At 73.2% G+C, this 21,999-nt stretch carries 22 protein-coding genes and 1 tRNA gene; 9 read left to right on the top strand and 14 right to left on the bottom strand.

What is annotated here, in order from left to right:
• The first annotated feature begins 67 nt into the window (after positions 1-67).
• Both IH80_RS0111450 and IH80_RS0111445 read left to right on the top strand, forming a co-directional pair.
• Positions 68-775, top strand: a complete 708-nt coding sequence (locus tag IH80_RS0111450) for a tRNA-dependent cyclodipeptide synthase (protein ID WP_078906447.1) — start codon at positions 68-70, stop codon at positions 773-775.
• On the top strand, positions 765-1,949 hold the full coding sequence (locus tag IH80_RS0111445) for a cytochrome P450 (RefSeq protein ID WP_030959777.1): 1,185 nt from the start codon (positions 765-767) through the stop codon (positions 1,947-1,949). Before IH80_RS0111450 ends, IH80_RS0111445 begins: the two co-directional genes overlap by 11 nt.
• Positions 1,950-2,105: 156 nt before the next feature.
• Here the strand turns inward: IH80_RS0111445 and IH80_RS0111440 are convergent, their stop codons facing one another.
• On the bottom strand, positions 2,106-2,993 hold the full coding sequence (locus tag IH80_RS0111440) for an alpha/beta fold hydrolase (protein WP_030959774.1): 888 nt from the start codon (positions 2,991-2,993) through the stop codon (positions 2,106-2,108).
• 78 nt (positions 2,994-3,071) lie between these two features.
• Here IH80_RS0111440 and IH80_RS0111435 point away from each other — a divergent pair, with 78 nt between their 5' ends.
• Complete coding sequence (locus tag IH80_RS0111435; RefSeq protein WP_234432205.1) at positions 3,072-3,659, top strand: sigma-70 family RNA polymerase sigma factor; 588 nt, start codon at positions 3,072-3,074, stop codon at positions 3,657-3,659.
• Positions 3,660-3,695: 36 nt separating this feature from the next.
• Here IH80_RS0111435 and IH80_RS0111430 read toward each other — a convergent pair whose 3' ends face one another.
• From IH80_RS0111430 to IH80_RS0111405, 6 genes are all read right to left on the bottom strand, one after another.
• The gene (locus tag IH80_RS0111430; RefSeq protein ID WP_030959772.1) at positions 3,696-4,616 is read right to left on the bottom strand and encodes an aminoglycoside phosphotransferase family protein; all 921 of its coding nucleotides are present in this window, start codon (positions 4,614-4,616) and stop codon (positions 3,696-3,698) included.
• A gap of 178 nt (positions 4,617-4,794) precedes the next feature.
• Positions 4,795-5,193 (bottom strand): DUF4440 domain-containing protein, encoded by a 399-nt coding sequence (locus tag IH80_RS0111425; protein WP_030959771.1) that lies wholly within the window; start codon positions 5,191-5,193, stop codon positions 4,795-4,797.
• Positions 5,194-5,230: 37 nt separating this feature from the next.
• Positions 5,231-6,031 (bottom strand): class I SAM-dependent methyltransferase, encoded by an 801-nt coding sequence (locus IH80_RS0111420; RefSeq protein WP_078906446.1) that lies wholly within the window; start codon positions 6,029-6,031, stop codon positions 5,231-5,233.
• Positions 6,032-6,116: 85 nt separating this feature from the next.
• The gene (locus IH80_RS0111415; protein WP_030959767.1) at positions 6,117-6,641 is read right to left on the bottom strand and encodes a GNAT family N-acetyltransferase; all 525 of its coding nucleotides are present in this window, start codon (positions 6,639-6,641) and stop codon (positions 6,117-6,119) included.
• A gap of 62 nt (positions 6,642-6,703) precedes the next feature.
• The gene (locus IH80_RS0111410; RefSeq protein ID WP_030959766.1) at positions 6,704-7,933 is read right to left on the bottom strand and encodes a serine hydrolase domain-containing protein; all 1,230 of its coding nucleotides are present in this window, start codon (positions 7,931-7,933) and stop codon (positions 6,704-6,706) included.
• Between the two features lie 43 nt (positions 7,934-7,976).
• Positions 7,977-10,115, bottom strand: coding sequence for a SpoIIE family protein phosphatase (locus tag IH80_RS0111405; RefSeq protein ID WP_051809111.1), 2,139 nt, complete (start codon positions 10,113-10,115; stop codon positions 7,977-7,979).
• A gap of 239 nt (positions 10,116-10,354) precedes the next feature.
• Here IH80_RS0111405 and IH80_RS0111400 point away from each other — a divergent pair, with 239 nt between their 5' ends.
• Entirely contained in the window at positions 10,355-10,975 is a 621-nt protein-coding gene (locus IH80_RS0111400; RefSeq protein ID WP_030959763.1) for an L-threonylcarbamoyladenylate synthase, read from the top strand.
• Positions 10,976-10,980: 5 nt separating this feature from the next.
• On the opposite strand, the gene IH80_RS0111395 is transcribed toward IH80_RS0111400, so the two are convergent.
• The 4 genes from IH80_RS0111395 to IH80_RS0111380 all read right to left on the bottom strand — a co-directional run bounded on the left by IH80_RS0111395 (position 10,981) and on the right by IH80_RS0111380 (position 16,622).
• The gene (locus IH80_RS0111395) at positions 10,981-13,128 is read right to left on the bottom strand and encodes a bifunctional serine/threonine-protein kinase/ABC transporter substrate-binding protein (protein WP_030959761.1); all 2,148 of its coding nucleotides are present in this window, start codon (positions 13,126-13,128) and stop codon (positions 10,981-10,983) included.
• A gap of 6 nt (positions 13,129-13,134) precedes the next feature.
• The gene (locus IH80_RS0111390; protein WP_030959755.1) at positions 13,135-15,294 is read right to left on the bottom strand and encodes a bifunctional serine/threonine-protein kinase/ABC transporter substrate-binding protein; all 2,160 of its coding nucleotides are present in this window, start codon (positions 15,292-15,294) and stop codon (positions 13,135-13,137) included.
• Positions 15,294-16,127, bottom strand: coding sequence for a hypothetical protein (locus tag IH80_RS0111385; protein WP_158943403.1), 834 nt, complete (start codon positions 16,125-16,127; stop codon positions 15,294-15,296). The genes IH80_RS0111390 and IH80_RS0111385 overlap by 1 nt, the downstream gene beginning before the upstream one ends.
• An 81-nt stretch (positions 16,128-16,208) precedes the next feature.
• The gene (locus IH80_RS0111380) at positions 16,209-16,622 is read right to left on the bottom strand and encodes a GNAT family N-acetyltransferase (RefSeq protein WP_030959753.1); all 414 of its coding nucleotides are present in this window, start codon (positions 16,620-16,622) and stop codon (positions 16,209-16,211) included.
• A 274-nt stretch (positions 16,623-16,896) separates the two neighbouring features.
• On the opposite strand from IH80_RS0111380, the gene IH80_RS0111375 reads away from it, so the two are divergent.
• Positions 16,897-17,550: a beta-glucanase gene (locus IH80_RS0111375; protein ID WP_030959751.1), complete on the top strand. Its 654-nt coding sequence runs from the start codon at positions 16,897-16,899 to the stop codon at positions 17,548-17,550.
• A 12-nt stretch (positions 17,551-17,562) separates the two neighbouring features.
• Here the strand turns inward: IH80_RS0111375 and IH80_RS0111370 are convergent, their stop codons facing one another.
• Together IH80_RS0111370 and IH80_RS0111365 are read right to left on the bottom strand one after the other, a co-directional pair.
• Positions 17,563-18,264, bottom strand: coding sequence for a ribonuclease H family protein (locus tag IH80_RS0111370; RefSeq protein ID WP_030959749.1), 702 nt, complete (start codon positions 18,262-18,264; stop codon positions 17,563-17,565).
• A gap of 46 nt (positions 18,265-18,310) precedes the next feature.
• Positions 18,311-18,703, bottom strand: a complete 393-nt coding sequence (locus IH80_RS0111365; protein WP_030959748.1) for a MerR family transcriptional regulator — start codon at positions 18,701-18,703, stop codon at positions 18,311-18,313.
• Between the two features lie 50 nt (positions 18,704-18,753).
• Between IH80_RS0111365 and IH80_RS0111360 the strand changes: the two genes are divergently transcribed.
• Complete coding sequence (locus IH80_RS0111360; protein WP_063757280.1) at positions 18,754-20,136, top strand: MFS transporter; 1,383 nt, start codon at positions 18,754-18,756, stop codon at positions 20,134-20,136.
• Between the two features lie 76 nt (positions 20,137-20,212).
• Here the strand turns inward: IH80_RS0111360 and IH80_RS0111355 are convergent, their stop codons facing one another.
• The gene (locus IH80_RS0111355) at positions 20,213-20,416 is read right to left on the bottom strand and encodes a cold-shock protein (protein ID WP_030036890.1); all 204 of its coding nucleotides are present in this window, start codon (positions 20,414-20,416) and stop codon (positions 20,213-20,215) included.
• A 288-nt stretch (positions 20,417-20,704) separates the two neighbouring features.
• Here IH80_RS0111355 and IH80_RS0111350 point away from each other — a divergent pair.
• The 3 genes from IH80_RS0111350 to IH80_RS44675 all read left to right on the top strand — a co-directional run bounded on the left by IH80_RS0111350 (position 20,705) and on the right by IH80_RS44675 (position 21,961).
• Positions 20,705-20,778, top strand: a tRNA-Met gene (locus IH80_RS0111350).
• Positions 20,779-20,988: 210 nt separating this feature from the next.
• Complete coding sequence (locus tag IH80_RS0111345) at positions 20,989-21,525, top strand: SigE family RNA polymerase sigma factor (RefSeq protein ID WP_078906445.1); 537 nt, start codon at positions 20,989-20,991, stop codon at positions 21,523-21,525.
• The gene (locus IH80_RS44675) at positions 21,518-21,961 is read left to right on the top strand and encodes a hypothetical protein (protein WP_158943401.1); all 444 of its coding nucleotides are present in this window, start codon (positions 21,518-21,520) and stop codon (positions 21,959-21,961) included. Before IH80_RS0111345 ends, IH80_RS44675 begins: the two co-directional genes overlap by 8 nt.
• The last annotated feature ends 38 nt before the right edge of the window (positions 21,962-21,999 follow it).

Genomic DNA, 21,999 nt, shown 5'->3' with positions numbered 1-21,999 from the left:
TCACGTCGCCGCCACACCCGGGGCACAGGGCCCCACGGGACTTGCGGCGCAAAGGACCCGACCCCTGTTGACGACAGCAACCGAAGTCTTCACAGTCCGGCCATACACCCCGCACTGCCAGGTGATCAACGATGAGGGCGACCACGCCGTCATCGGCATCTCGCCGGGCAACAGCTACTTCTCGGCCCAGCGTGTTCTCGACCTCGCCCAGTGGGGCATGCGCAACTTCGCTCAGGTCGACCTCATTTACACCGACATGCACGTCGCGGAGATGTACGAGGCCCTCGGATACGGCGAGGACGAAGCTCGCCGCAAGGCGGTGAAGAACCTGCGCGGAGTCCGCGCCAAGGTCAACAACGCCGCCACGGAAGCCGACCCCACGGGCGTCCGCCTCCGGGCCCGTCCGATGTCGTCCCTCACCGACATCCCGGCGTACCGGACCCTCCACAACCATCTGAACAACCTGCTCGACATCGACCCGGAGTTCCGGGAGACCTGCAACTCCCTCGTGGACGCGTTCCTTTCCTCGAAGGTCCTGAACGGGAAGGCGGCCACGGCCCGCCAGCGCGAGGTCTGCCTGGAGTACGTCTGCGCCGAGGCGCCGCTGTTCCTGGACACGCCCGCCATCCTGGGCGTGCCGTCCTCCCTCAACTGCTACCACCAGCTCCTGCCCATGGCGGAACTGCTCTACTCGCGCGGCTCGGGGCTTCGTGCCTCACGCAACCAGGGCCACGCCATCATCACCCCCGCCGAAGGAGACTCCGATGACCGCTGACACCCTCCTCGACTTCCCGTTCTCCGCGCGCGGCGACCAACTCCCGGCCGAGGTCGAGCAGTTGCGCAACGAGCCGGTCAAGCGCGTCCGCACCATAGCCGGTGACGAGGCGTGGCTCGTCTCGTCCTATTCGCTCTGCAAGCAGGTCCTCGAAGACCCGCGGTTCAGCCTCAAGGACACCTCGGCACCCGGGGTGCCCCGGCAGTACGCACTGACGATCCCGCCCGAAGTCGTCAACAACATGGGCAACATCACCGGCGCGGGCCTGCGCAAGGCCGTGCTCAAGGCGATCAACCCGAAGACCGGCGACCTCACCGGCTGGATGCGCGAGCAGGCGAACACCCTCGTCGACGAGATCCTGCGCAGCGGTGCGCCGGTCGACCTGCGCGGCGCGTTCACCAATCCGTACGCGGAGAACCTCCACTGCCGCATCCTCGGCATCCCGGAGGCCGACGCCCCGCGCCTGGCCGCCAGCCTGGACATCGCGTTCATGAACTCGGCCTGCCCCGTCACGGGCGCCAAGCTCAACTGGGACCGCGACATGGCGTACATGGTGGAGCGCCTCGACGACCCGGCCACCGTCGGGCTGATGGCGGAACTCGCCGCGCTGCGCGAGGACCCCGACTACGCGCACCTGACGGACGAGATGCTGGCGACCGTCGGCGTCACGCTGTTCGGCGCCGGGGTCATCTCCACCATGGGCTTCCTGACCATGGCGATCGTCTCGCTCCTGCAGAACCCCGACGTGTGGGAGCAGCTGCGCAAGGCCCCGGAGAAGATCCCCTCCGCCGTGGACGAGCTGCTGCGCGTCAACCTGTCGATCGCCGACGGCCTGCCGCGGCTCGCGCTGGAGGACGTCACCCTCGGCGACGTCGAGGTCAAGAAGGGCGAGCTGCTGCTGGTCCTGGTCGAGGCCGCCAACACCGACCCGGCGGTCTACTCCGACCCGCACACCTTCGACATCGACCGCGCGAACGCCGGGACGCACCTGTCCTTCGGCGGCGGCCCGCACTACTGCCCGGCCACCGCGCTGGGCAAGCGGCACACGGAGATAGCCATCGAGGTGCTGCTGGAGAAGATGCCCGACCTCCAGCTGGCCGTCCCGTTCGACCAGCTCGTCTGGCGCACCCGTTTCATGAAGCGCCTCCCGGAGCGACTGCCCGTCCTCTGGTAGCGGCGCCGGCGCGCGGCGGCGCGCCCGCATCGTGAGGACGGCCCCGGCCGGGGGGAATCCGGCCGGGGCCGTCACCGTGCGCACGGGGGGCGTACGGGCAGGGGTGCGGGAAGCGGACAGCGGGCGGCAGGCGGCAGGCAGCAGGAACGCGCGGCGTCAGGCCAGGAAGGCCGCGGCGGCGGCCACGAACCGGTCGGCGTCGTCGAGCCAGGGGTAGTGGCCCGCTCCCCGCTGGACGACGAGCGCGGCGTCGGGGAACAGCTCCGCGCATGCGGCGACCGACCGGGGCGGGCTGTTCAGGTCGAACTCCCCGGCGAGCAGGAGGACCGGGGCCCGCAGGGCCGCGAGCCCCGCTCGGGTCGCCTCCGGATCGAAGGCGCCTTCGGCGCCCAAGCCGGAGACGGCCTCCGGGTTGTCGGGGCGGCTGGCCGCGTGGTGGCGCCGCGCCCCCTCGTCCCAACGACCGTAGAAGAAGGGGGCGATGGCGTCGCGGTCGCCCCCGGTGCCCGCGATGAGCGCCTCCAGCGCGGCGAAGGCTGCGGGGAACCACGGTTCACCGGCCCGCAGCCGGGCGAGTTCCCGCCGGGTCTCCCCCGTGATCACCGTGCCGACGGCGCGGGTGCCCGGGGTGATCAGGGCGAGGCTGCCGACACGCTCCGGAAACCGGGCCGCGTACTGCATCGTGGGGTTGGCCCCGGCGGAGTGGGCGAGCAGATCGATCCGCTCGAGGCCGAGGTGCTCGCGCAGCGCCTCGATGTCGTCGACGAGGCGGTCGCTGCGGTAGGACGAGGTGTCCCGCGGAACCCCGGAGCGGCCGGTGCCGCGCAGGTCCATGACGATGAGGCGGCGGTGTGCGGACAGGCCCCCGAGGTCGCCGAGGTAGGCGGAGTCCGCGGGGCCTCCCGGGACGCAGACGAGGGGGTCGCCGCTGCCGTGGCTGCGGTGGGCGAGGAGGGTCCCGTCGGGCGCGGCGAACGCGAACGCGGACCCGGGCCCGGACCCGGATGCCGACGGGGATGCCGACGGGGATGCGGTGGCGGTCATGGTCCGATCCTGGCAGTCATAACCCGGTTGTACAACCCGGTTATGACGACGTGGCACCGGCGGGTGTATAACCGGGTTGTGGCAGAGGAAGACGGTTCGCTGACCGAGGAAGAGGCGGCGCGGATGCTCGCCGGGATGAACGAGGTCATCCGGGCGGGCGAGGAGATGCGCAGGCTGCGCACCGAGATGATCAAGCTGTTCGCCGGCTTCGGCTGGACACAGGACAAGATCGCCCGGATCGCGGACATGAGCCAGCCCGCCGTCTCCAAGCAGATGACGCGGCTGACGGCCGGCGAACCGCTGCCGCGGCTGGGACTCGCCCTGGACCAGCTCGACGTCCCGTGGCTCGAAGGGCGCCTGTGGGCACTGGCGGAGGAGGTCGCCGACTCCCTGGACACCGCCCACTGCACACGCTTCGTCGGCGCCCTCGCCAGGGGGCGCAAGCGCTTCACCCCGGAGACCACCGAGGAGCTGCGGCGCCTCCTCGAAGAGGACCTCCGGCAGGGCGCCGCCGAGCTGCCCGACGTCTTCCGGAGCACGTACGACGAGATCAGCCGCGGCCTCGACGTCGGCGCGGAGCCGGCCCCCTCGGGATCGGCCCCGGCCTCCGTGCGCCGGACCGTCGCCCGCCAGCTCCAGCGCGACCGCCTCAGCAGGGAGGCCTGAACGGGAGCGGCCGGCCCTCACCCCGTCCTCAGCCCGTCAGGCGTCCCCGTCCCCCGTCCCGCGTTCCGCCAGCACCTCCCGGATCACGTGGCGGGCGTTGCGCGCCATCGCCGGATTCGTCGTGCGGTAGTAGGGCAGCGCGATCACGGCCTGCGAGAGCGTCCGTCCCCGGCCGCGGGTCCAGGTCGCGTCGTCGACGCCGAGCGCCTCGCGGAAGACCTCCCGCGCGCCGGCGGGCAGCAGGTTCCACGCCGGGAACAGGTCGCACGCCGGGTCCCCCGTCCCCGTGCACCCGAAATCGATGACCGAGGTCAGCCTGCCGCCGTCCACCAGCACGTTGCCCGGCATCAGATCGCCGTGCAGCCACACCGGCGGCCCGTCCCACTCCCCGGCCCGCACCGCGTCCTCCCACACCGCCGTCAGGGCGTCGCAGTCGACGCCCTCCTCCGGGATCAGCCGCAGCTCCCCGATCGCCGCCCGGGTCGATGCGTCCAGGGCCGCGAGCGGGCCGCCCCGGTAGGCCCGCGGTGCCCCCACCAGGGTGATGCTCCGCATCGCGGCGACGAAGGCGGCCAGGTCCCGGGCCAGGGCGACGGGGTCCTCCAGCGCGCCTGCCTCCGGGTTCTCCCCGGCCAGCCACCGGTAGACCGACCACCGCCACGGATATCCCTCGGCGGGCTCGCCCGCCCCCAGGACCTCCGGGACGGCCGTCGGCAGCAGCGGAGCGAGGCGGGGCAGCCAGTCCCGTTCCGTCGCGACGTCCCCGGCCCCGGCCTCGCCCAGGGGGAGCCGTACGACCATGTCCTCGCCCAGCCGGTACATGGCGTTCACCGTGCCGCCGGACGGGAACCGCTCCACCGGCATCCCGGCCCACTGGGGGAACCGGGCGGCGACCAGCCGCCGTACGAGACCGTCGCCGACGGGGTGCTGACCGGGGTGCATCTTTCCTGAGTTCATGCTCACGGCCGCCATCCGACCCGCACGGACGGCCGGGGTCAACCGGTTTCTGCCGCACGGACGGCCGGGGTCAACCGGTTTCTGCCGCCCGGCCGGCCGACGGCACCGGGTGCTGGACCGGATGCTCAGGGACGGCTGCTGCGGCGACCGGGAGGGCGGGTCCTTAAAAACCGTGCGCTCAGGGCCGGTCGTACCAGGAGAACGCCGCGATCCGCCAGCCTTCCGGGGTGCGGACGAACTGGATGGTCTTGGTGCCGCCGCCCTCGAACGGTTCGCCGTCCAGGACGCCCGACTTGCGGTACTCGCCGAACCGCGAGGCGATGTCGCCCGCGATCTCGGTCCGTTCGGAGGTCTCCCACTCGGCGAACTCCACCAGCCGTCCGCCGTCGAGCAGTTCCCGGCGGGGCTCGATGAACTCGTCCACGGTGTAGACCGTGAACCGCGGGCCGGTCATGACGATGACTCCCCCGGGCACGACGAGCCGGCGGATCCGGGCCACGTCGGCGGACTTGCCGCCGCGGTTGTCGAAGGAGCCGAAGAACTCGGCGGTCAGCGTGTCGATCTCGGCCTTGGACATGGACGCGACCCTAGTTCGCCGGGTCCGCCGTCCGCAATCACGAGGCGGCCCGCGCCTTCGTGATCACCAGGGGCGGTCCCGCCCGCTCGGCCGACCACGGCCGGCTCGCGACGAGGTCCGGGTCGGCGACGGTGAGCGCCTCGTCCACCGACGGCCGGTGCCGGACGACGTCGCGGAAGCCGGCGCGCTCCAGCAACGCCGGGTACACCGTCACCGGCCACGCGTGGTTGCGCATCCGCTGCCAGGATCCGTCGGTGCGCCGGAGCCGGACGGTCACCTCGTCGCCCGGCGCGTACACCTCGCCCGGCTCGCCGATCCGCAGCGAGGCGTACTCCGTGCCGGCGCAGGCCGGATCGGTGGTCAGCAGCACGAACGGCGCGCCCGGCCGCAGGAGCCGGCGGATCTCGGTGAACACGCCGAGCAGGGCGTCCTCGGTGGGCAGGGACGCCAGCACGTGGTTGCACATCACCGCGTCGGCGCAGCCGTCGGGCAGGTCCGTCACGCGCCCGTTCTCGACCAGGTGGTACCCGGCCACCGCGGTCGCGGAGGCGCGGGCCAGCTCCAGCATCTCCGGAGAGGTGTCGGCGCCCAGGACCCTGGCCCCCAGGACGCGGGCCGCGTGGTCGGCCACCTTGCCCGGCCCGCATCCGTAGTCCACCAGGACCTTTCCGGCGCCGATGCCGTCGGCCGCCAGCGCCCGCAGCACGAACGGGTAGCCCAGGAGCCAGTCCGTGGCCGCCTCCACGGCCGCGAACGCCTGCGCCCCTGTACGTCCTGACCAGGCGGCGCCCTCTTCGGCTGCGCCGCTGCGCCCGGGTCCCTCGGACAGTTCGCTCACAGCCCCACTATCGGCCCACCGCGCCCGTACGGCACGGTCACGACACGCAGCACCGGTACCGGCCGGGCGCGGTGCGCGAAGGGCGTCAGAGGGTGATCCAGTAGCGCCGCTTGGGTCCGATCAGGGTCTCGCGCACGTCCTCCAGCACGCCGCCGCAGCGCTCGATGGTGCGGACGGACCCCTCGTTCCCGGGGTCGCAGGTGAGCAGGACCCGGTCCATCCCGAGAACGCGCGCCTCGTGGAGGACGGCGGACAGGGCCCAGGTGGCCAGGCCCCGCCGGCGGGCCGAAGGCCGGATGCCGTAGCCGATGTGGCCGCCGGCGTCGAGGAGGAAGCCGTTGAGGTAGTGGCGCAGGTCGATGCCGCCCAGGTAGGTGTCGCCCTCGGTGATCCACCAGTACGTCGCGTGGACCCGGCCGTGGTCGACCGGCATCGAGCGGTCCGCGTACCCGCGCAGCTTCTGCGTCCAGGCGGTGAAGCCCTCGGGGCTGTCGACGTCGTCGTCGGAGTCGAGCCCCGCGCCGTCCATGTGGGCGTCGGGCCCCCATTCCTCCTGCGCGGCGGTCCAGGATCCGTGCAGGTGGGGGCTGGGGGCGATGAGCTGGGGCATGCCTGGGACCCTAACAGTCGGATCATCCGACCCGTCGTGCCCGTGGGTGCAGGTGCGCTCCGTCAGCCGGACTTCGGCTCGGACGGCTTGTGGCCGGGGTACACGTTGTCGGGCGTCACGATGCCGGTGATCGCCTCGCCGAAGAGCGTGCTGGGTTCCTGGCCGTCGTGGAGGATGTCGGTGTTGAGGATGACGACCATGGTCGCCTGCGCCTGCGGCAGGTACACGCCGAGGCTCTCGTAGCCCGGGAGCGAGCCGTTGTGGCCGATCCAGCCCTGGACGTCGAAGAGGCCCAGGCCGTAGCCGGCGCCGGGAATGCCGACGGAGGTGGTCTTCAGGCGCTGGGCCTGCGTCTCGGGCGTGAGGAGGGTGCCGGTGGCGAGGGTGCGCGCCCAGCTCCGCAGGTTCTGCAGGTCGGAGATCATCGCCCCGGCCGCCCAGGCCCAGGACGGGTCCCAGTCCGTCGACACCTCGACCTTCCCGGACGGGGTCTGGTCGGTGTAGCCCTGCGCGTGCGGCGCGGGGAACTCGGCGCCGGTCGGGAAGAAGGTGCGGCGCAGTCCGGCCGCCGCCACGACGTCCTTGTCGATGACCTCGGCGAGCGGCCGTCCGGTGACCTTCTCGATCACCAGGCCGAGCAGGATCAGGTTGGTGTTCGAGTACTGGAACTTCGCGTCCGGCGCGAACTGCACCGGGTGCTTGAAGGAGTACCCGAGCAGTTGCTGCGGGGTGAAACGGCGGTCGGGGTCGGTGGTGAACGCCTTGTCGAAGTCCGGGTCCTCGCTGTAGTTGAACAGTCCGCTGCGCATGCCCGCCAGTTCGCGCAGGGTGATGAGGTCGCCGTTGGGCACCCCGGAGACGTAGTCGCCGATGGGGTCGTCGAGTCCGACCTTGCCCTGGTCGACCAGCTGGAGGAGGGCCGTGACCGTGAAGGTCTTGGTCTGGCTGCCGATGCGGGTGTTGAAGTCCGTCCGCATGGGCGCGCCGGTCGCCTTGTCGGCCACTCCGAAGGCCTTCACGTAGCTGCCCTTGCCGGGTGCCCACAGCCCGACGATCACGCCGGGTACGCCGGCCTCGCGCATGACCTGCCGGACGGCGGTGTCGAGTTGGACGGCGACGGCCGGGGTGATCGGCTTGAACTCCCCGCCGGGGTCCGGGGAGGGGGTGGCGGAGGCGGACGGTCCGGGGGTGGGCGCCCCGTACGCGGGGACCGTTGCGGCCCCGGTGAGGAGCAGGCCCGCCGCGGCGGTGGCCGCGCAGGCCCGGCGGAGCCGTTCGTGCGTCGATTTCACCTATGCCTCCTGCGGTACGAGGACCAGGGCACGGCATACACGGTCAGCCTAGGCCCGCACCGGCCGGGCCGCGCGGCGAGCGGTCGGCGGGCCGCTGCGTGAGGGCCCGCGCGCGGGCGATGACCAGGGCGACGTCGTCGTGGTCGTCGGGACGGCGCAGGGAGTCCAGGAGCCGGTCGCAGGTCTCCTCCAGGGGGCCGCCTGTGTCGGCGAGCAGCTCCAGCAGGAGTGCGAGCCGTTCGTCGATGGGCTGGTCACGGGTCTCCACCAGGCCGTCTGTGTAGAGGACCAGTTGGTCACCGGGCTGCATGGCGACGGTGGTGGCCTCGAAGGGGATGCCGCCCACGCCGAGCGGTGCTCCGGTGGGCAGGTCGAGCAGCCTGGGTGCGTGGCCGGAGCGGATGAGCACGGGCGGGAGGTGCCCGGCGACGGCGATGCGGCACTGCGCGCGGTGCGGGTCGTGGACGACGTAGACGCAGGTGGCGATGGTCTCCTCGAGGGCGGCCGTGGTGCGGTCGAGCTGCTGGAGCACCTGGGGCGGGTCGAGGGCGAGTTCGGCGAGGGTGCGGGTCGCGGTGCGCAACTGTCCCATGCTGGCGGCGGCGTTGATGCCGCTGCCCATGACGTCGCCGATGACGAGGACGGTGGTGTCGTCCGGTCCCGCGATGGCGTCGAACCAGTCGCCGCCGATCTCGCTGCTGGCCGCGGCGGGCCGGTAGCGCGAGGCGACCTCCAGGCCGGGCGTCGGCGGCGGATGGTGGGGCAGGAGGTGGTGCTGGAGCGCGAGGGCGGTGTGGTGCGCGTTGCGGTACCAGCGGGCGTTGTCGATGCACACGGCGGCGCGCGCGGCCAGTTCGCCGGCGAGCACGATGTCGTCGTCGTTGAAGGGCAGCGGGTTGCGGGTGCGTTTGAGGTCGAGGGCGCCGAGGACCTCGCCGCGCGCGATGAGCGGCACGGCCAGGTACGAGCGCAAGCCGGCGCGGGAGAGGAGGGAGGCGGCGTTGCTGTCACGGGCGATCCGGGAGATGTCCCTCGCCTGCACGTGGGCGACGAGGACCGGGTGGCCGGTCGTGACGGACTGGGTGACGAGCCGGTCAGCGGCGTAGCGGGCGATGTCCCCCGGCGGGTCCGCGGCACGGACGGCCTCGCTCGGGTAGGCGGCCGCGACGGCGAGGGCGCGGAACACGGCGGGCTCGTGGGCCGACGACCTGAGGGTGGGCCGGCCTTCGAGGACGGAATCGAGGATGTCGACGGCGGCGATGTCGGCGAGCTCCGGCACGACGACGTCGGCGAGCTCGCGCGCGGTCTGGTCGAGGTCGAGGGTGGTGCCGATGCGGACGGTGGCGTCGGCGATCAGGGCGAGGCGGCGTCGGCTGCGGGCGATCTCCAGGGCCGCCTGGTGGCTCTGGGTGACGTCCACCACGGAGGTGGCCAGACCCAGGACCCGCCCGGTGGCGTCCTCCAGCCGGTAGTAGGACACCGACCAGGCGTGTTCGGCGCTGTGCCCGCCGTGGGTGCGTCCGGCCGTGAACTGCTCCAGCAGCGGCGTGCCGGTGGCCAGGACCTGGCGCATCGCCGATTCGGCGGCCTCGGTGTCGTCGAGGAAGGACAGGGCCTCCCGGACGCCCCGGCCGATGTGCTCGGAGGCGGGCAGCCCGTTGATCCGCTCCAGCGTGGGGTTGACCAGGACGTAGCGCAGCTCGGTGTCGAGGACCGCGAGTCCGATCGGGGACTGGGCCACGAGGCGGGCGGACAGGGCGAGGTCCCGCTCCAGCTGCCGCAGCGTGGTGCGGTCGGTGGCGATGCCCAGGGCGTACAGGTCGCCGCGGTCGTCGAGGAGCCGCATGTTGCGGAACTCCACGAGGCGTGTGCTGCCGTCCTTGTGCCGCACCGGGAAGGCACCCGCCCAGTCGCCGGCGCCGCCCATGACCCGCGCGAACAGTTCCGTCACCAGGCCGACGTGCTGCGGTGCGGCGAGCAGCCGGGCGGCGGGCTGGCCCAGGGCCTCGGCGGCCGTCCAGCCGAACAGCTGCTCGGCCTGCGGGCTCCACAGGGCGACCCGGCCGTCGGCGTCGAGGACGACGGCCGCCACGTTCAGTACGTCGAGCAGCCCGCTCGGCGGGGCGAGCCCGGCCGCGGCAGGCCGCCGCTCACTGGCCCCCGACCCGTCGATCGCACCCATCGGCGATGCTCCCTTCCGGCACCGTCGGCCCGGCGGCCACCCGCCCCGGCCGTCCCGTCCGGCCCTTGTGCGGGGCGGTCCGGGGAGGTCCGGGGCGTACGGTCACCTCTCATGGTCCCTCCGAAACCGCCGGGAAGCGTCCGGAAGGGCCGTGGGGCGCCGGGCCCGGCGCCCTGTGGTCGCCGCTGGCGCCTCCGGGAGCTGCCGACGGGGGCGGCCCGACGGCGTAGGCTCGGCGGATGGCGAAATACTTCGACGTGCACCCCGAGAATCCCCAGCGGCGCACCATCGACAACGTGGTCGACATGATCCGCTCGGGCAGGCTCGTCGCTTACCCCACGGACTCCTGCTTCGCGCTGGGATGCCAGCTGGGCAACCGGGAGGGCATCAACCGGATCCGGTCGATCCGCAACCTGGACGACCGTCACCACTTCACCCTGGTGTGCCAGAACTTCGCCCAGCTGGGGCAGTTCGTGCAGATCGACAACAACGTTTTCCGCGCCATCAAGGCGGCCACACCGGGCAGTTACACCTTCATCCTGCCGGCGACCTCGGAGGTGCCGCGGCAGCTGCTGCACCCGAAGAAGAAGACCGTCGGTGTCCGGATCCCCGACCACGTCGTCACGCAGGCCCTGCTCGCCGAGCTCGGCGAGCCGCTGCTGTCCAGCACCCTGCTGCTGCCGGACGAGGCCGAGCCGATGACGCAGGGCTGGGAGATCAAGGAGCGGCTCGACCACGAGGTGGACGCCGTACTGGATTCGGGCGACTGCGGCACGGAGCCGACCACGGTCATCGACTTCTCCTCCGGTGACGCCGAGATCGTCCGCCGGGGAGCCGGCGACCCCTCACGGTTCGAGTAGTCCGCTCACGGGTCGGTGCGTACGTCCGCGTACCGGCCCAGGTAGCGGAACCGGCCCGATTCGGCCCGGTAGAGGTGGGCGAGGTTGTCCCCGGTCAGGGCGCGCGTCCTGGTGTCGAAGGCGACCGGCTTGGCGAGGCCCTGGTGGGTCGTACGGAAGATCCGGCGGGACAGGCCCGCCCTGTCGCGGCCCTCGCCCTCCAGCCCGGTCAGGGCGGTGGCCAGCAGGCCCACCGCGTCGTACGCCTCGGTGGCCCAGCGCGCGGGCGGTTCACCGTAGGCGCTGCGGTGGGCCGCGACGAACTCGGCGGTGCCGGACGCGGCCGACGGGTCGGTGAACAGGGCGCTGAACACCCAGCCCTCGGCGGCCCGGCCGGCCGCGCTGTGGAAGGCCGGTTCCATGACGTGCTGGAGTGCGACGCGGGGGCCGGGGAACCCGGCGTCGGCCAGGGCGCGGGCCAGCTCGCCCGCCCGCTGCGGCGAGGTGCCCGCGTACACGACGCCCTCGGCTCCGGCTTCGGTCAGGGCGCGTACGGTGCCCGCGAAGTCGGAGCCGCCCTCGGGGATGCGGTGGACGCTCACCGTCCCCTGCGCCGGGGGGCTCTGCTGGAGCGCTCGGGTGACCAGCCACACCGGTGATCCGTTCCCCGCGTCCTCGACGACCGCCGTACGGCGCGAGATCCGCACCCGGGACAAGTAGTGCAGGACCGGCAGGCCGAGGCCCTCGTCGTTCGGGCGGGTGGCGCACGCCGTGCGCCACAGCGTCGTGGCGTCGGTCGGGGTGTCCACCGACACCAGCACCAGGGTGAGGTCCGCGGCGAGGCAGGCGTCGGCCAGCACCGGCACGGCCGCGTCCCAGGTGGGGCCGGTCACGGCGAGCACCGCCGGGTCGGCGATCAGTTCCTTGACGGCCTGCGCGGCGCGCTGCGGGTCCCCGCCGTCGTCGGCGACGCGCAGGGCCAGCCGGAAGGCCGCGTCGGACCGGGCGTTGTGCTGGTCCAGGGCGAGCCGCATGCCGCGTTCGTGGGCCTGGCCGGTCGCCCGGCCGGGCCCGGTGAGGTCGGCCTGCAGCCCGAGGGTCAGGACCGGGAGGTTCCGGTCGGGGCCGGCCGCCCGGCGGCCGCCGGGTCCCCGGGTGGTGTACCAGGCGATCGGCGCGGCGGCGGCGACCAGGGCCCCGCCGGCCGCGAGCAGCCGCCTGCGGGTGAACTGCCGGGCGGGCTCGGGCGCGTCGATCCGGGTGGGTTCCGGGGCGGGCAGGTCCAGGGCGCGGGTGGAGCGTTCGGCGATGATCCGGGGCAGAGGGGCGGGCAGCCAGTCCCCGGCCGCCGCCGGGCCCGCGCCGCCCGGGTCGGTCCCGAGGAGAGCCGTGAGCTCCGCCAGGGTCGGCCGGTCCGCCGGTTCCTTCATCAGGCATCCGCCGACCGCCTCGCGCAACTCGGCCGGCAGTGAACCGAGTTCCGGCTCCTCGTGAACCGTGCGGAAGACCACCGCGGCCGCGTGCCCGCCGCCGAACGGGCCGGTCCCGGTCGCCGCGTACGCCAGGACGCAGCCGAGGGAGAACACGTCGCCGGCCGTACCCGCGACGGGGCCGCCCGCGCGGGCCAGCTCCGGTGCGAGATAGCCGGGGGTGCCGACGACCGCGTCCACGGCCGTGAGGGTGGTGGCCCCGGCCGCCCGGGCGATCCCGAAGTCGATCAGGCGGGGCCCGTCCGGGGCCAGCAGGACGTTGCCCGGCTTGACGTCGCGGTGGATCAGCCCGGCCGCGTGCACCTCGGCCAGGGCCTCGGCGAGCCGGACGCCGAGGATCCGTACGGTCCTGGCGGGCAGGGGCCCGTACCCGCCCACGGCCTCGGCCAGTGAGGGGCCGGGGACGAAGGGGGTGGCCAGCCAGGGTTCGCGGGCTTCCGGGTCGGCGGCGACCACCGGGACGATCCAGCGGCCGGTCAGCCCCGCGGCGGCCTGCGCCTCGCGGCGGAACCGGGCCCGGAAGGCAGGGTCCGCGCCGTGGTCGGCGCGGATCACCTTGACAGCGACCAGGACGCCCTCGGGGGAACGGCCCAGGTAGACGGTGCCCATGCCGCCCGCACCCAGGCGGCCCAGCAGACGGTTCCCGCCGATCGCGGCCGGATCGGCGGGGAGGAGGGGGCGCATCCGCCGCTATCCGGCCGCGGCGTCGGCGACCGGGCCCACGTACCGGATCCGGCCTCCTTCCACCTGGTGGAGGAAGTAGGCGTTCTCCTTCACCGTCCGGTCCTTGCCGAAGGCGTACTCCTTGGTCAGGCCGCGGAAGGAGCCCTCCGCGAGGGCGGTGAGCAGTTCGGCGCGGGCCGGGCGGCCCCCGCCGCGGGCCGCCGTGACGAGCCGGTCGATGACCAGGCCCGCCGCGTCGTAGGCCTCCGCCGTCCAGATGTCGGGCTCCGTGCCGTACGCCGCCTTGTGCGCGCGGGCCAGTTGGGCGGTCTCGGGGGCCTCGGGGCCGGTGTAGGGGGCGACGAACTGCCAGCCCTCGCCGGCCGGGCCCGCGGCGGCGAGGAACTCCGGGCCCATGACGGCGTAGTCGGCTGCGCGGTGGCCCCGGTAGCCGGCGGCGGCCAGCAGGGTGGCGGTCCTGGCCGCCCCCCGGGGGGTGCCCGCGTAGAAGAAGGCGTCGATGCCGTGCGCGAGCATGTCGGTGACGACCGGGGACAGGTCCTGCGTGCCGCGCGGGACGACCCGTGGATGGACGGTGGCTCCCGGGACGTAGCCGGCGATGGTGCGGGTCGCGTGCAGGATCGCCTGCCAGCCCTCCACGTCGCCGTCCCGGTCGCACAGGACGCCCAGCCTGCTCACCCCGCGCTGCCGGGCGAGCTGGCGGCCCAGCGCCGAGCCCTGGATGAAGGAGATGGGGCTGACCTGGAAGAAGCTGCGGCGGTCGGCGACGCTGAAGGCGCTCGCCAGGGCCGAGACGGTGAGCAGGGGCAGCGCCGCCTCGCCGTACAGCTCCAGGCACGGGGTGACCGTGGCGTTGCCGGTGGGGCCGATCACGGCGAGTACGTCCGGGTCGGAGATGAGGCTGGTGGCGGCGGCCGCTGAGCGGTCCGCCCCGCCCGCGTCGTCGGCGGTGGCGACGGTGAGGGTGAAGGGTTTGTCCTTGCGGGAGTTGAAGGCGTCGACGGCGAGCCGCACGCCGCGTTCCTGGGCGATGCCGGCGGCCTTCTGCGGGCCGGAGAGGTCGGCCTGTACGCCGATCGCCCAGGCCCGGGCCGCGGTTGCGGGTGCGCCCTTGGGTTTGCCGTCCTCGCGCAGCGCCAGCCAGCCTGCCGTGCCGCCGCCGATCGCGAGGACGGCCCCGGCGGCGATCCCGAGGAACCGCCTGCGGGAGGACGCCGGTCCGGTCCCGCCGGGTGCGGGGGCGGCCTCCGGGTCGGCGACGGTCTCCTCGATGCCGGGGAGGGCGAGCAGGGCGGCGGCCCGTTCGGCGATGGTCGCGACGACCGGATCGGGCAGCCAGTCGGTCCCCTCGCCCGGGGTGTCCTCGACGAGGGCCTCGTCGAGCCCGGCGGCGGTGGGCCGGATGTCGGGGTGTTTGGCCAGGCAGGTCCGCAACAGGGCGGTGAGTTCGGGGTCGGCGAGGAGCTCCGGGCCGAGGTCGGGCTCGTCGTGGACGGTGCGGTAAAGCACGGCCTCCACGGTGCCCGCGCCGAAGGGCAGGCGGCCGGTGGCGGCGTACGCGAGGAGGCAGCCGAGGGAGAAGACGTCGCCGGACGGTTCCGCGGGGCGGCCCTCGGCCTGCTCGGGCGGGAGGAAGCCGGGGGTGCCGAGTACGGCGTCGGCCGAGGTCAGGGCGGTGTGCTCGCCGCCCCGGGCGATGCCGAAGTCGATCAGCCGGGGCCGGTCCATGCCGAGCAGCACGTTGCCGGGTTTGACGTCGCGGTGGACGAGGCCCTGCGCGTGCATCACCTGCAGGGCCTTGGCGAGGGCCTTGCCGAGGATCCGTACGGCGCGCAGTGGGAGCGGGCCGTGGGCGGAGACGGCCTCGGCCAGGGAGGGACCGGCGACGAAGGAGGTGGCCAGCCATGGTTCCCGGGCGTCGGGGTCGGCGCCGGTGATCCTGACCGCCCACGGGCTCTCGACCGCGGCGGCGATCTCGGCCTCGCGGCGGAACCGGGCCCGGAAGTCGGACTCTTCGGCGTATTCGGCGCGGATGACCTTGACGGCGGCGAGCGCGCCGTCGTCGGTGCGGCCGAGGTAGACGACACCCATGCCGCCGGCGCCGAGCCGGCCGAGGAGGCGGTGGCCGCCGATCCGGGACGGGTCCGAGGGATGCAGCTGCTCCATCAGCCGGCCGCCTTTCCGAGGGCCTGCTTGGCCTGCGCGATCATGCGGCTGTTGCCCTGGACGACGAGCTGGGTGAGGGTCTCCTCCTTGAAGCCCTCGGCGCCCTTGCCCGCGATGGCCACGGTGACCGGGCCGAACTGAGCCTGGTACCAGAAGTACCGGTGCGGTCCGCCGTCCTGCTCGCTGACGTAGGTGCCGATCTCGTTGAAGGCGTCCTCGCTCCAGTTGTTCAGCTGTTCCCCCTGGTACATGGCGTTGCCCAGCAGGCCCTTGAGCTGCTCGCCCTCGCGGAGCTTCTGGTCGGGGCAGCGCAGGACCTCCTCCATGGCGCGTGCCGTCTCCCAGCCCGATTCCCGGCGGTCGCGGTGGACGGTCACCGTGGCGTTGAGCCGGACCCGGCCGTGGCCGTCCGCAGCCGGGATCTGGAAGTAGCGGGTGTTCGTGGCGAGTACGTCCTGCGGCAGGTCGGCGGTCTGCCAGACGCACGCCTCGTCGAGGACGGGCCAGCGGGCGGAACTGCTCTCGAACGGTGTGCTGCGCACGACGCCCGGGCCGAAGGCGTCCTCGGTGATGAGGATCCGGGCGAGGAGTTCCCGGGCCTCGGCCGCCGTCTTCGGCTGCTTGGACTCGTCCAGCTCGGGTACGAGGGAGACGGCCGAGGGCGCGGTGGTGGACGTCGACGGCGCGGGGGACGCCGCCGGGGCGCGGCTCGTCGCCCCGTTCCCGGCCGTCCCGTCGGCCGTGCACCCGACCATTGCGGCCATTGCGGCCACGAAGAACAAACCTGCTGCCGCGCCGTCGTAGGCGCGCGGCGCGACATGGCGTCGTGTCACAGTACCCCCCAACGGCACGGATGGTACCCCGCGACGGGGGTGCGCAACTGTCTTATGCGCAACCGTTGTTGAAGGTCGGGGTCACGCCTGGGCGGGGCGGTCCATCGTCCAGGCGGATGCGTGGCGGGTGAAGCCGACGTGCGGGTAGTAGTCGACGGCGGCGGGCGCGGAGAGCAGGATCAGCTTGGCCTCGGGCACCGCCTCCCGGGTGACCCGGATGAGGTCGCGGCCCACGCCCCTGCCCTGGTGGGCGACGTCGACGGCCAGGTCGGCGAGGTAGGTCGAGTAGGCGCCGTCGGTGATCGAGCGGGCGATGCCGATGAGGCCGCCCTCCTCGTCGCGGGCGACGACGACCAGATTGGCTCCGGCCAGCATGCGGGCGAACCGCTCCACGTCGTGCACGGGGCGCCGCTCGGCGAGGGTGGAGGCGCGGTAGACGCCGAGGACCTCGTCGACGTCGAGGTCGGCTCCGATGACCCGCTCACACTTCCACATGCTGGTGCAACTCCCCGCTCGGCTCCTTGAGTCGGAACCCCGAATACGTAACAGCTGAAAATGTGTCGCGATTATTACACGCCAAGGCGGGCGAAAGACAAACCGGTTGACCGGTATGCATTCCCCCGAAGGGGGCATGCTGCAAGGGCTCGCCTTCTCGGGAAGGAGCGATGTGCTCACTCAGATCCTCGACCGGCTCCGACGACTCCTCGGACGCCCCACTTCCTCCGACTCCGCCTCCTCCGCACCCGGACGTGACGACGAAAGCGCGGCGATCGCCCGGGCCCCGGTCTTCACGGCGGACTTCACCTCGACACGCCAGTGGGTCGCCGGACGGTCCTGGGCCTATCCGAACGGCGGCCCCACCAACCCGCGCGACAACAAGCTCGACCACCTCGTGCCGGACCCCTCCTTCAGCCGGACCGGTACCTTCCGGGCCGCCCGCCGCCCGGACGGCAACTGGAACGCGGGCCTGCTGACCACCGAGGGCAGCGAGGAGGGGTTCATGGTGCGGACCGGTGACGTACTGGAGTCCCGCGTGCGGCTGCCCGTCGAACTCGGGGCCTGGCCCGCGATCTGGACCTGGCTGGACGGCGACAACGAGATCGACGTCTTCGAGTACCACCCGGACAACCCCGACCTGCTCGAACTGTCCAACCATGTGAAGGGCGGATCCCGTTACCACCGGGACCCGGCGATCCGCCCCGGCGGCTGGGTGGACCTCAAGGTCGAGTTCGGGTCCCGCTCCGTCGGGTGGTGGATCAACGGCAAGCAGGTCTACGCCGACCGGCGCGGAGTGGGCCGCCGCTGGCGCGCCTACCTGATCGTCAACCTCTCGGTCTGCGCGGGCCGCTACCACCCGAAGCCCGAGCCGGGCGTGTCCTCGATGTCGTACGAGGTGGCCTACCTTCGGGTGATCCGCCCCTGATCCACCGGCCCCCTATGCGGTGTCGGCCGCCGTGGTCGCGCAGGCCTCGTGGCCCCAGCGGCTGCCGTTCTTGGCGATCATGTCGCCGACGGCGTAGGGCTTCCCACAGGGGCAGCTGCCGGGGAACTTCGCCTTGATGGCCCGGCTCGCCCGGCCCGGCGCGGAGCCGGCCGACGAACGCTTCTTGGCCGTACCGGACTTCTGGCGCGCGGGCGCGGCGGGAGCCGGTACGGGCATGTCCGCGTTGCCCAGGGCCGTGCCCGCTGCCTCCTGCCGGAGCGCGGCGTCACTGGCCGCCTGGTCGGCGATCGCGTTCAGGCGGTCGCCGTCCTCGCGGTGCGCGGGAACGTAGCGGAACGTCACGTCGCGCTCGGCCAGCAGCCGGTCGATCTCCTCGACGAGTTCGCGGTTCGCGACGGGCTGGCCGGAGGAGGTCTTCCAGCCGTTGCGCTTCCAGCCGGGCAGCCACTGCGTGACGGCCTTCATCGCGTACTGCGAGTCCATCCGCACCTCGACGGACGTCCCCGGCGTCAGCGCCTCCAGCAGCCGCCGGAGCGCGGTGAGCTCCCCGATGTTGTTGGTGGCCCGCCCCAGCGGACCGGCCTCCCAGCGCTCGGGACGGCCCTCGGCGTCGGCGATGACCCATCCCCAGCCGGCAGGCCCGGGGTTACCCTTGGCCGCTCCGTCACAGGCGGCAATGATGCGATCAGACATCCCCCGATCATGCCTCATCCCCGGGGGCGGTACGGCCCGCGGCCGGTCAGGAGCCCGGTCCGCCCTCGGCGAGCAGCCCGCACTTGTCGAAGTTCATGCATCCGCAGGCGAGGCAGTCGGCGACGGCGTCACGCAGCATCTGCGTCTGCCGGATGAAGCGGTCCAGCTCGGGGAGCTTGCTCTCGGCGAGGGCGCGCCACTGCCGGGTGGCACCGTGGTCCGCGTCGTTGTCGAGCAGGGCGCGGATCTCGGCCAGGGTGAAACCGGCCCGCTGCGCCATCCTGATCAGCGCGAGCCGCCTGACGGTGGCGACCGGATAGACCCGGCGGCCCGCGGCCCGCTCGGCGCAGGGCAGCAGGCCGACGCTCTCGTAATAGCGCAGCGCCGAGGGCCGCATGCCGACCCGCCGCGCGAGCTCCCCTATGCCGAGCTGTCGCACCGATCACTCCCCCTTGACCTCACGTGCGCTTGAACCCCGAGTCTGACCCGGTGACTCCCGTACGGACAACTCGCCTCCTGCCGAAGGCCTACCGGCCGCTCTTCGCCCACGCCGGGTTCAAACGGCTGCTGCCCGCCCTCGCGGCCTCCGATCTCGGTGACGGGATGAGCGTGGTCGCCGTGGCGTGGCTGGCGATCGAGATCGCTCCTCCCGGCCGCTCGGGCCTGCTCCTGGGGGCCGCGCTCGGCGCGTACGCGCTGCCCGGCGCCCTCGGCGCGCTGCTCCTCGGCCGCCGGCTGCGCCGCCTTCCCGCGGCGCGGCTGGTGGCGGCGGACAGCCGGATCCGGGCGGTGCTCCTCGGCTGCGTGCCTCTGGCCTGGGCCGTGGGGGTGCTGCACCCCGTGCTGTACGTGGCCCTGCTCGCGGGTTCGTCCGTCCTGCACGCCTGGGGCAGCGCCGGGCGGTATTCGCTGGTCGCACAGATGCTCCCGCCCCAGCAGCGGCTGGCGGCCAACGCCCTCCTCTCGTCCAGCGTCTCGGCCTCGATCGTCGTCGGCCCGGCGCTGGCGGGGTTCCTGGCCGCGGTGATCAGCCCCGCCTGGCTGATCGGCCTCGACGCCCTGTCCTTCGCCGTGCTCGCCGTGCAGGTGGGCGGGGTCCGGGCCACGGGCGGCACGGCGGAGACAGGGACGCAGGAGGCGGGGACGGAGGAGACGGGAACGGGGGCGGTGGCCGGGACGGAGGGGGATCCGGGAGGGGCGGCGCAGGCCGGCACCGGCCGCGCGTCCGCGGGCCTGCAGTTGCTCCGCGGGCAGCCCGAGCTCCTCGGCGTCCTCGCCCTGACCTGGTTCTTCAACTTCCTGTACGGACCGGCGGAGGTCGCGCTGCCGTTGCACGTCACCGACGACCTGCACGCGGGTGCGGGCCTGCTCGGGCTGTACTGGGCGCTGTTCGGTGCGGGCGCCGTGCTGGGCGGGCTGGCCGCGGGCACCCTGCGCAGGTTCCCTCTCTGGCCGGTCACCCTGGGGATCGTCGCGGGCTGGGGGTTCGCCCTGGTCCCCTTCGGCCTGGGCGCGTCCGCGCCCGTCACCCTGGGCTGCTTCACCCTGGGCGGCCTGATCTACGGCCCGTTCACGGCGCTGTCCTACACCCTGTTCCAGGAACGCACCCCGGCCGCCTGGCTGACGACGGTCCTCGCGGCCCGCAGCGCGGCCCTGCTGACCGCCGGGCCGGTGGGTACGGCGCTCGGCGGGCCCCTGATCGCGCTGATGGGGCCCCGCGGGGTGCTGGCGGCGTCGGGGGTGGCGACGGTCGCACTCGCCGTCGTCGGGGCGGCGGTCCGGATCCGGAGCACGCGGCGGACGGCCGGACCGGGGGATCCGCTCCGGGCCGCGAACGGATCAGGGCCGTGCGGCGGCGCCGCACGGCCCTGATCGTGCACTCCCCCGGTTAACCCGGGGGAGGAAACGGTTCTCCGGAGCCCGGGCCGCAGCCCGGGCCGGCCGGGGATCAGGCGGGGGTGATGTTCTCCGCCTGCGGGCCCTTCTGGCCCTGGGTGATGTCGAAGGTCACGGCCTGACCCTCCTGGAGCTCACGGTAGCCCGTGGCGTTGATCGCCGAGTAGTGGGCGAAGACGTCCGGGCCGCCGCCGTCCTGGGCGATGAAGCCGAAGCCCTTTTCCGAGTTGAACCACTTCACGGTTCCCGTAGCCATGTTCATGCCTTCCCGTTGACGTACGTCCTCCACACGGCGTGGAGGACGGAGGTGATCGCCCTGGTCCTACGGCACAACACAGCAAAACTGCCCACACCAGAAGGCGCGGGCAAGGCACTTGGAACCACGACAGCTACCGGAGAAGGTACACGCACGCACGCACGGTCACCAGGGGGAATGATCACGCCTGCGCGGCGGGAATTCGCCCTTGTACGGACTTGCCGGGCAGAGCGGCCCGAAAATGGATCGGGGACCGTCCCCCGGATGCCGTAGGGTGAGGTCCACCGACGCGGGGTGGAGCAGCTCGGTAGCTCGCTGGGCTCATAACCCAGAGGTCGCAGGTTCGAATCCTGTCCCCGCTACTGCTCGAAAGGGCCCGGATCCTTGAGGATCCGGGCCCTTCCGCCGTTCCGGGCCCTTCCGCCGTTCCCCGCTGTACGCGCCCTGTCCGGGCTCGTGGCGCCCCCGTCCCCGCCGCGGCCGGCGGGACGATGAGCGGGCTGCCCGCCATGTGACCGCAGTCACAGAATTTCCTGGCGTCCGATGTCGACCGGATGCGGTGCGCCCGGCGTATGCCCGGTGAGAGGGATACATGGATTCGGGAGCGATTTTTGACCGTCGAGGAGTTCGAAGCGTTCTACGCACAAGCGGCGGGAAGGCTCACAGGACAGCTGTACGTGATGCTCGGTGACCATCACGAGGCACAGGACGTGGTGCAGGAGGCCTTCGTCCGGGGGTGGGGGCGCCGACGCCAGCTGGACCGGGACGGCCGGCCGGAGGCGTGGATCCGCACCGTCGCCTGGCGGCTCGCGGTCAGCCGCTGGCGGGTGCGCAGGCGCTCGGCCGACGCCTGGCGGCGCTGTGCTCCCGCGCAGCACGTGGAGGGGCCGGGGCCCGAGGCGGCGGCCCTCGTCGAGGCGCTGCGCCAATTGCCCCTGAAGCAGCGCCGCACGATGGCGCTGCACTACCTGTGCGACCTGACGGTCGAGCAGATCGCCGCCGAGACCTCGCTGTCCGCCAGCACGGTCAAGACGCACCTCTCCCGCGGCCGGGCCGCGCTCTCACGTCATCTGCAGGATCCGCGCACCGAGGAGGCCCCCGATGCCTGAGTCCCACGACCCGCTGCGGTCGGCCTTCCGCGCCGCGGCTTCCGCCGGGCGGTCCGCGACCACGCTCCCGCCCGTTTCCGTCATCGAGCACCACGGCGAACGGGTCCGGCGGCGCCGGATCGCGGGCATCGCGGCCGCCTGCTGCCTGCTGCTCGGCGGATCCGGCGCGGCGCTGGCCGCGTTCCTGCCGCAGGACGCCGGCCGGCCGACGCTCCCGGCCACCACCCCCTCTCCCGTACCGCCCTCCGATCTGCCGACCTCCCTGCCCACGTCCGCACCTCCCTCGGCGCACGGCACCAGGACCTCACTGGCCCCGCCCAGCGCGACCGCGGGCACGGGGCACGCAACCGCGACGATGAGCGCCACCCCGCCCCGGAGATCCACGTACCCCGGCTCTCCCCCTCCCTCCAGCACCAGCACGCAACTGCCGCGGTAGGCGACGTCGGCGCGCGGCCGCGCTGAGACCCACCGGCC

The organism is Streptomyces sp. NRRL S-378, from assembly GCF_000720645.1.
Lineage (GTDB): Bacteria > Actinomycetota > Actinomycetes > Streptomycetales > Streptomycetaceae > Streptomyces.
Note: the sequence above shows the minus strand (reverse complement) of the source record. Positions and strands in the feature narration are given on the sequence as shown.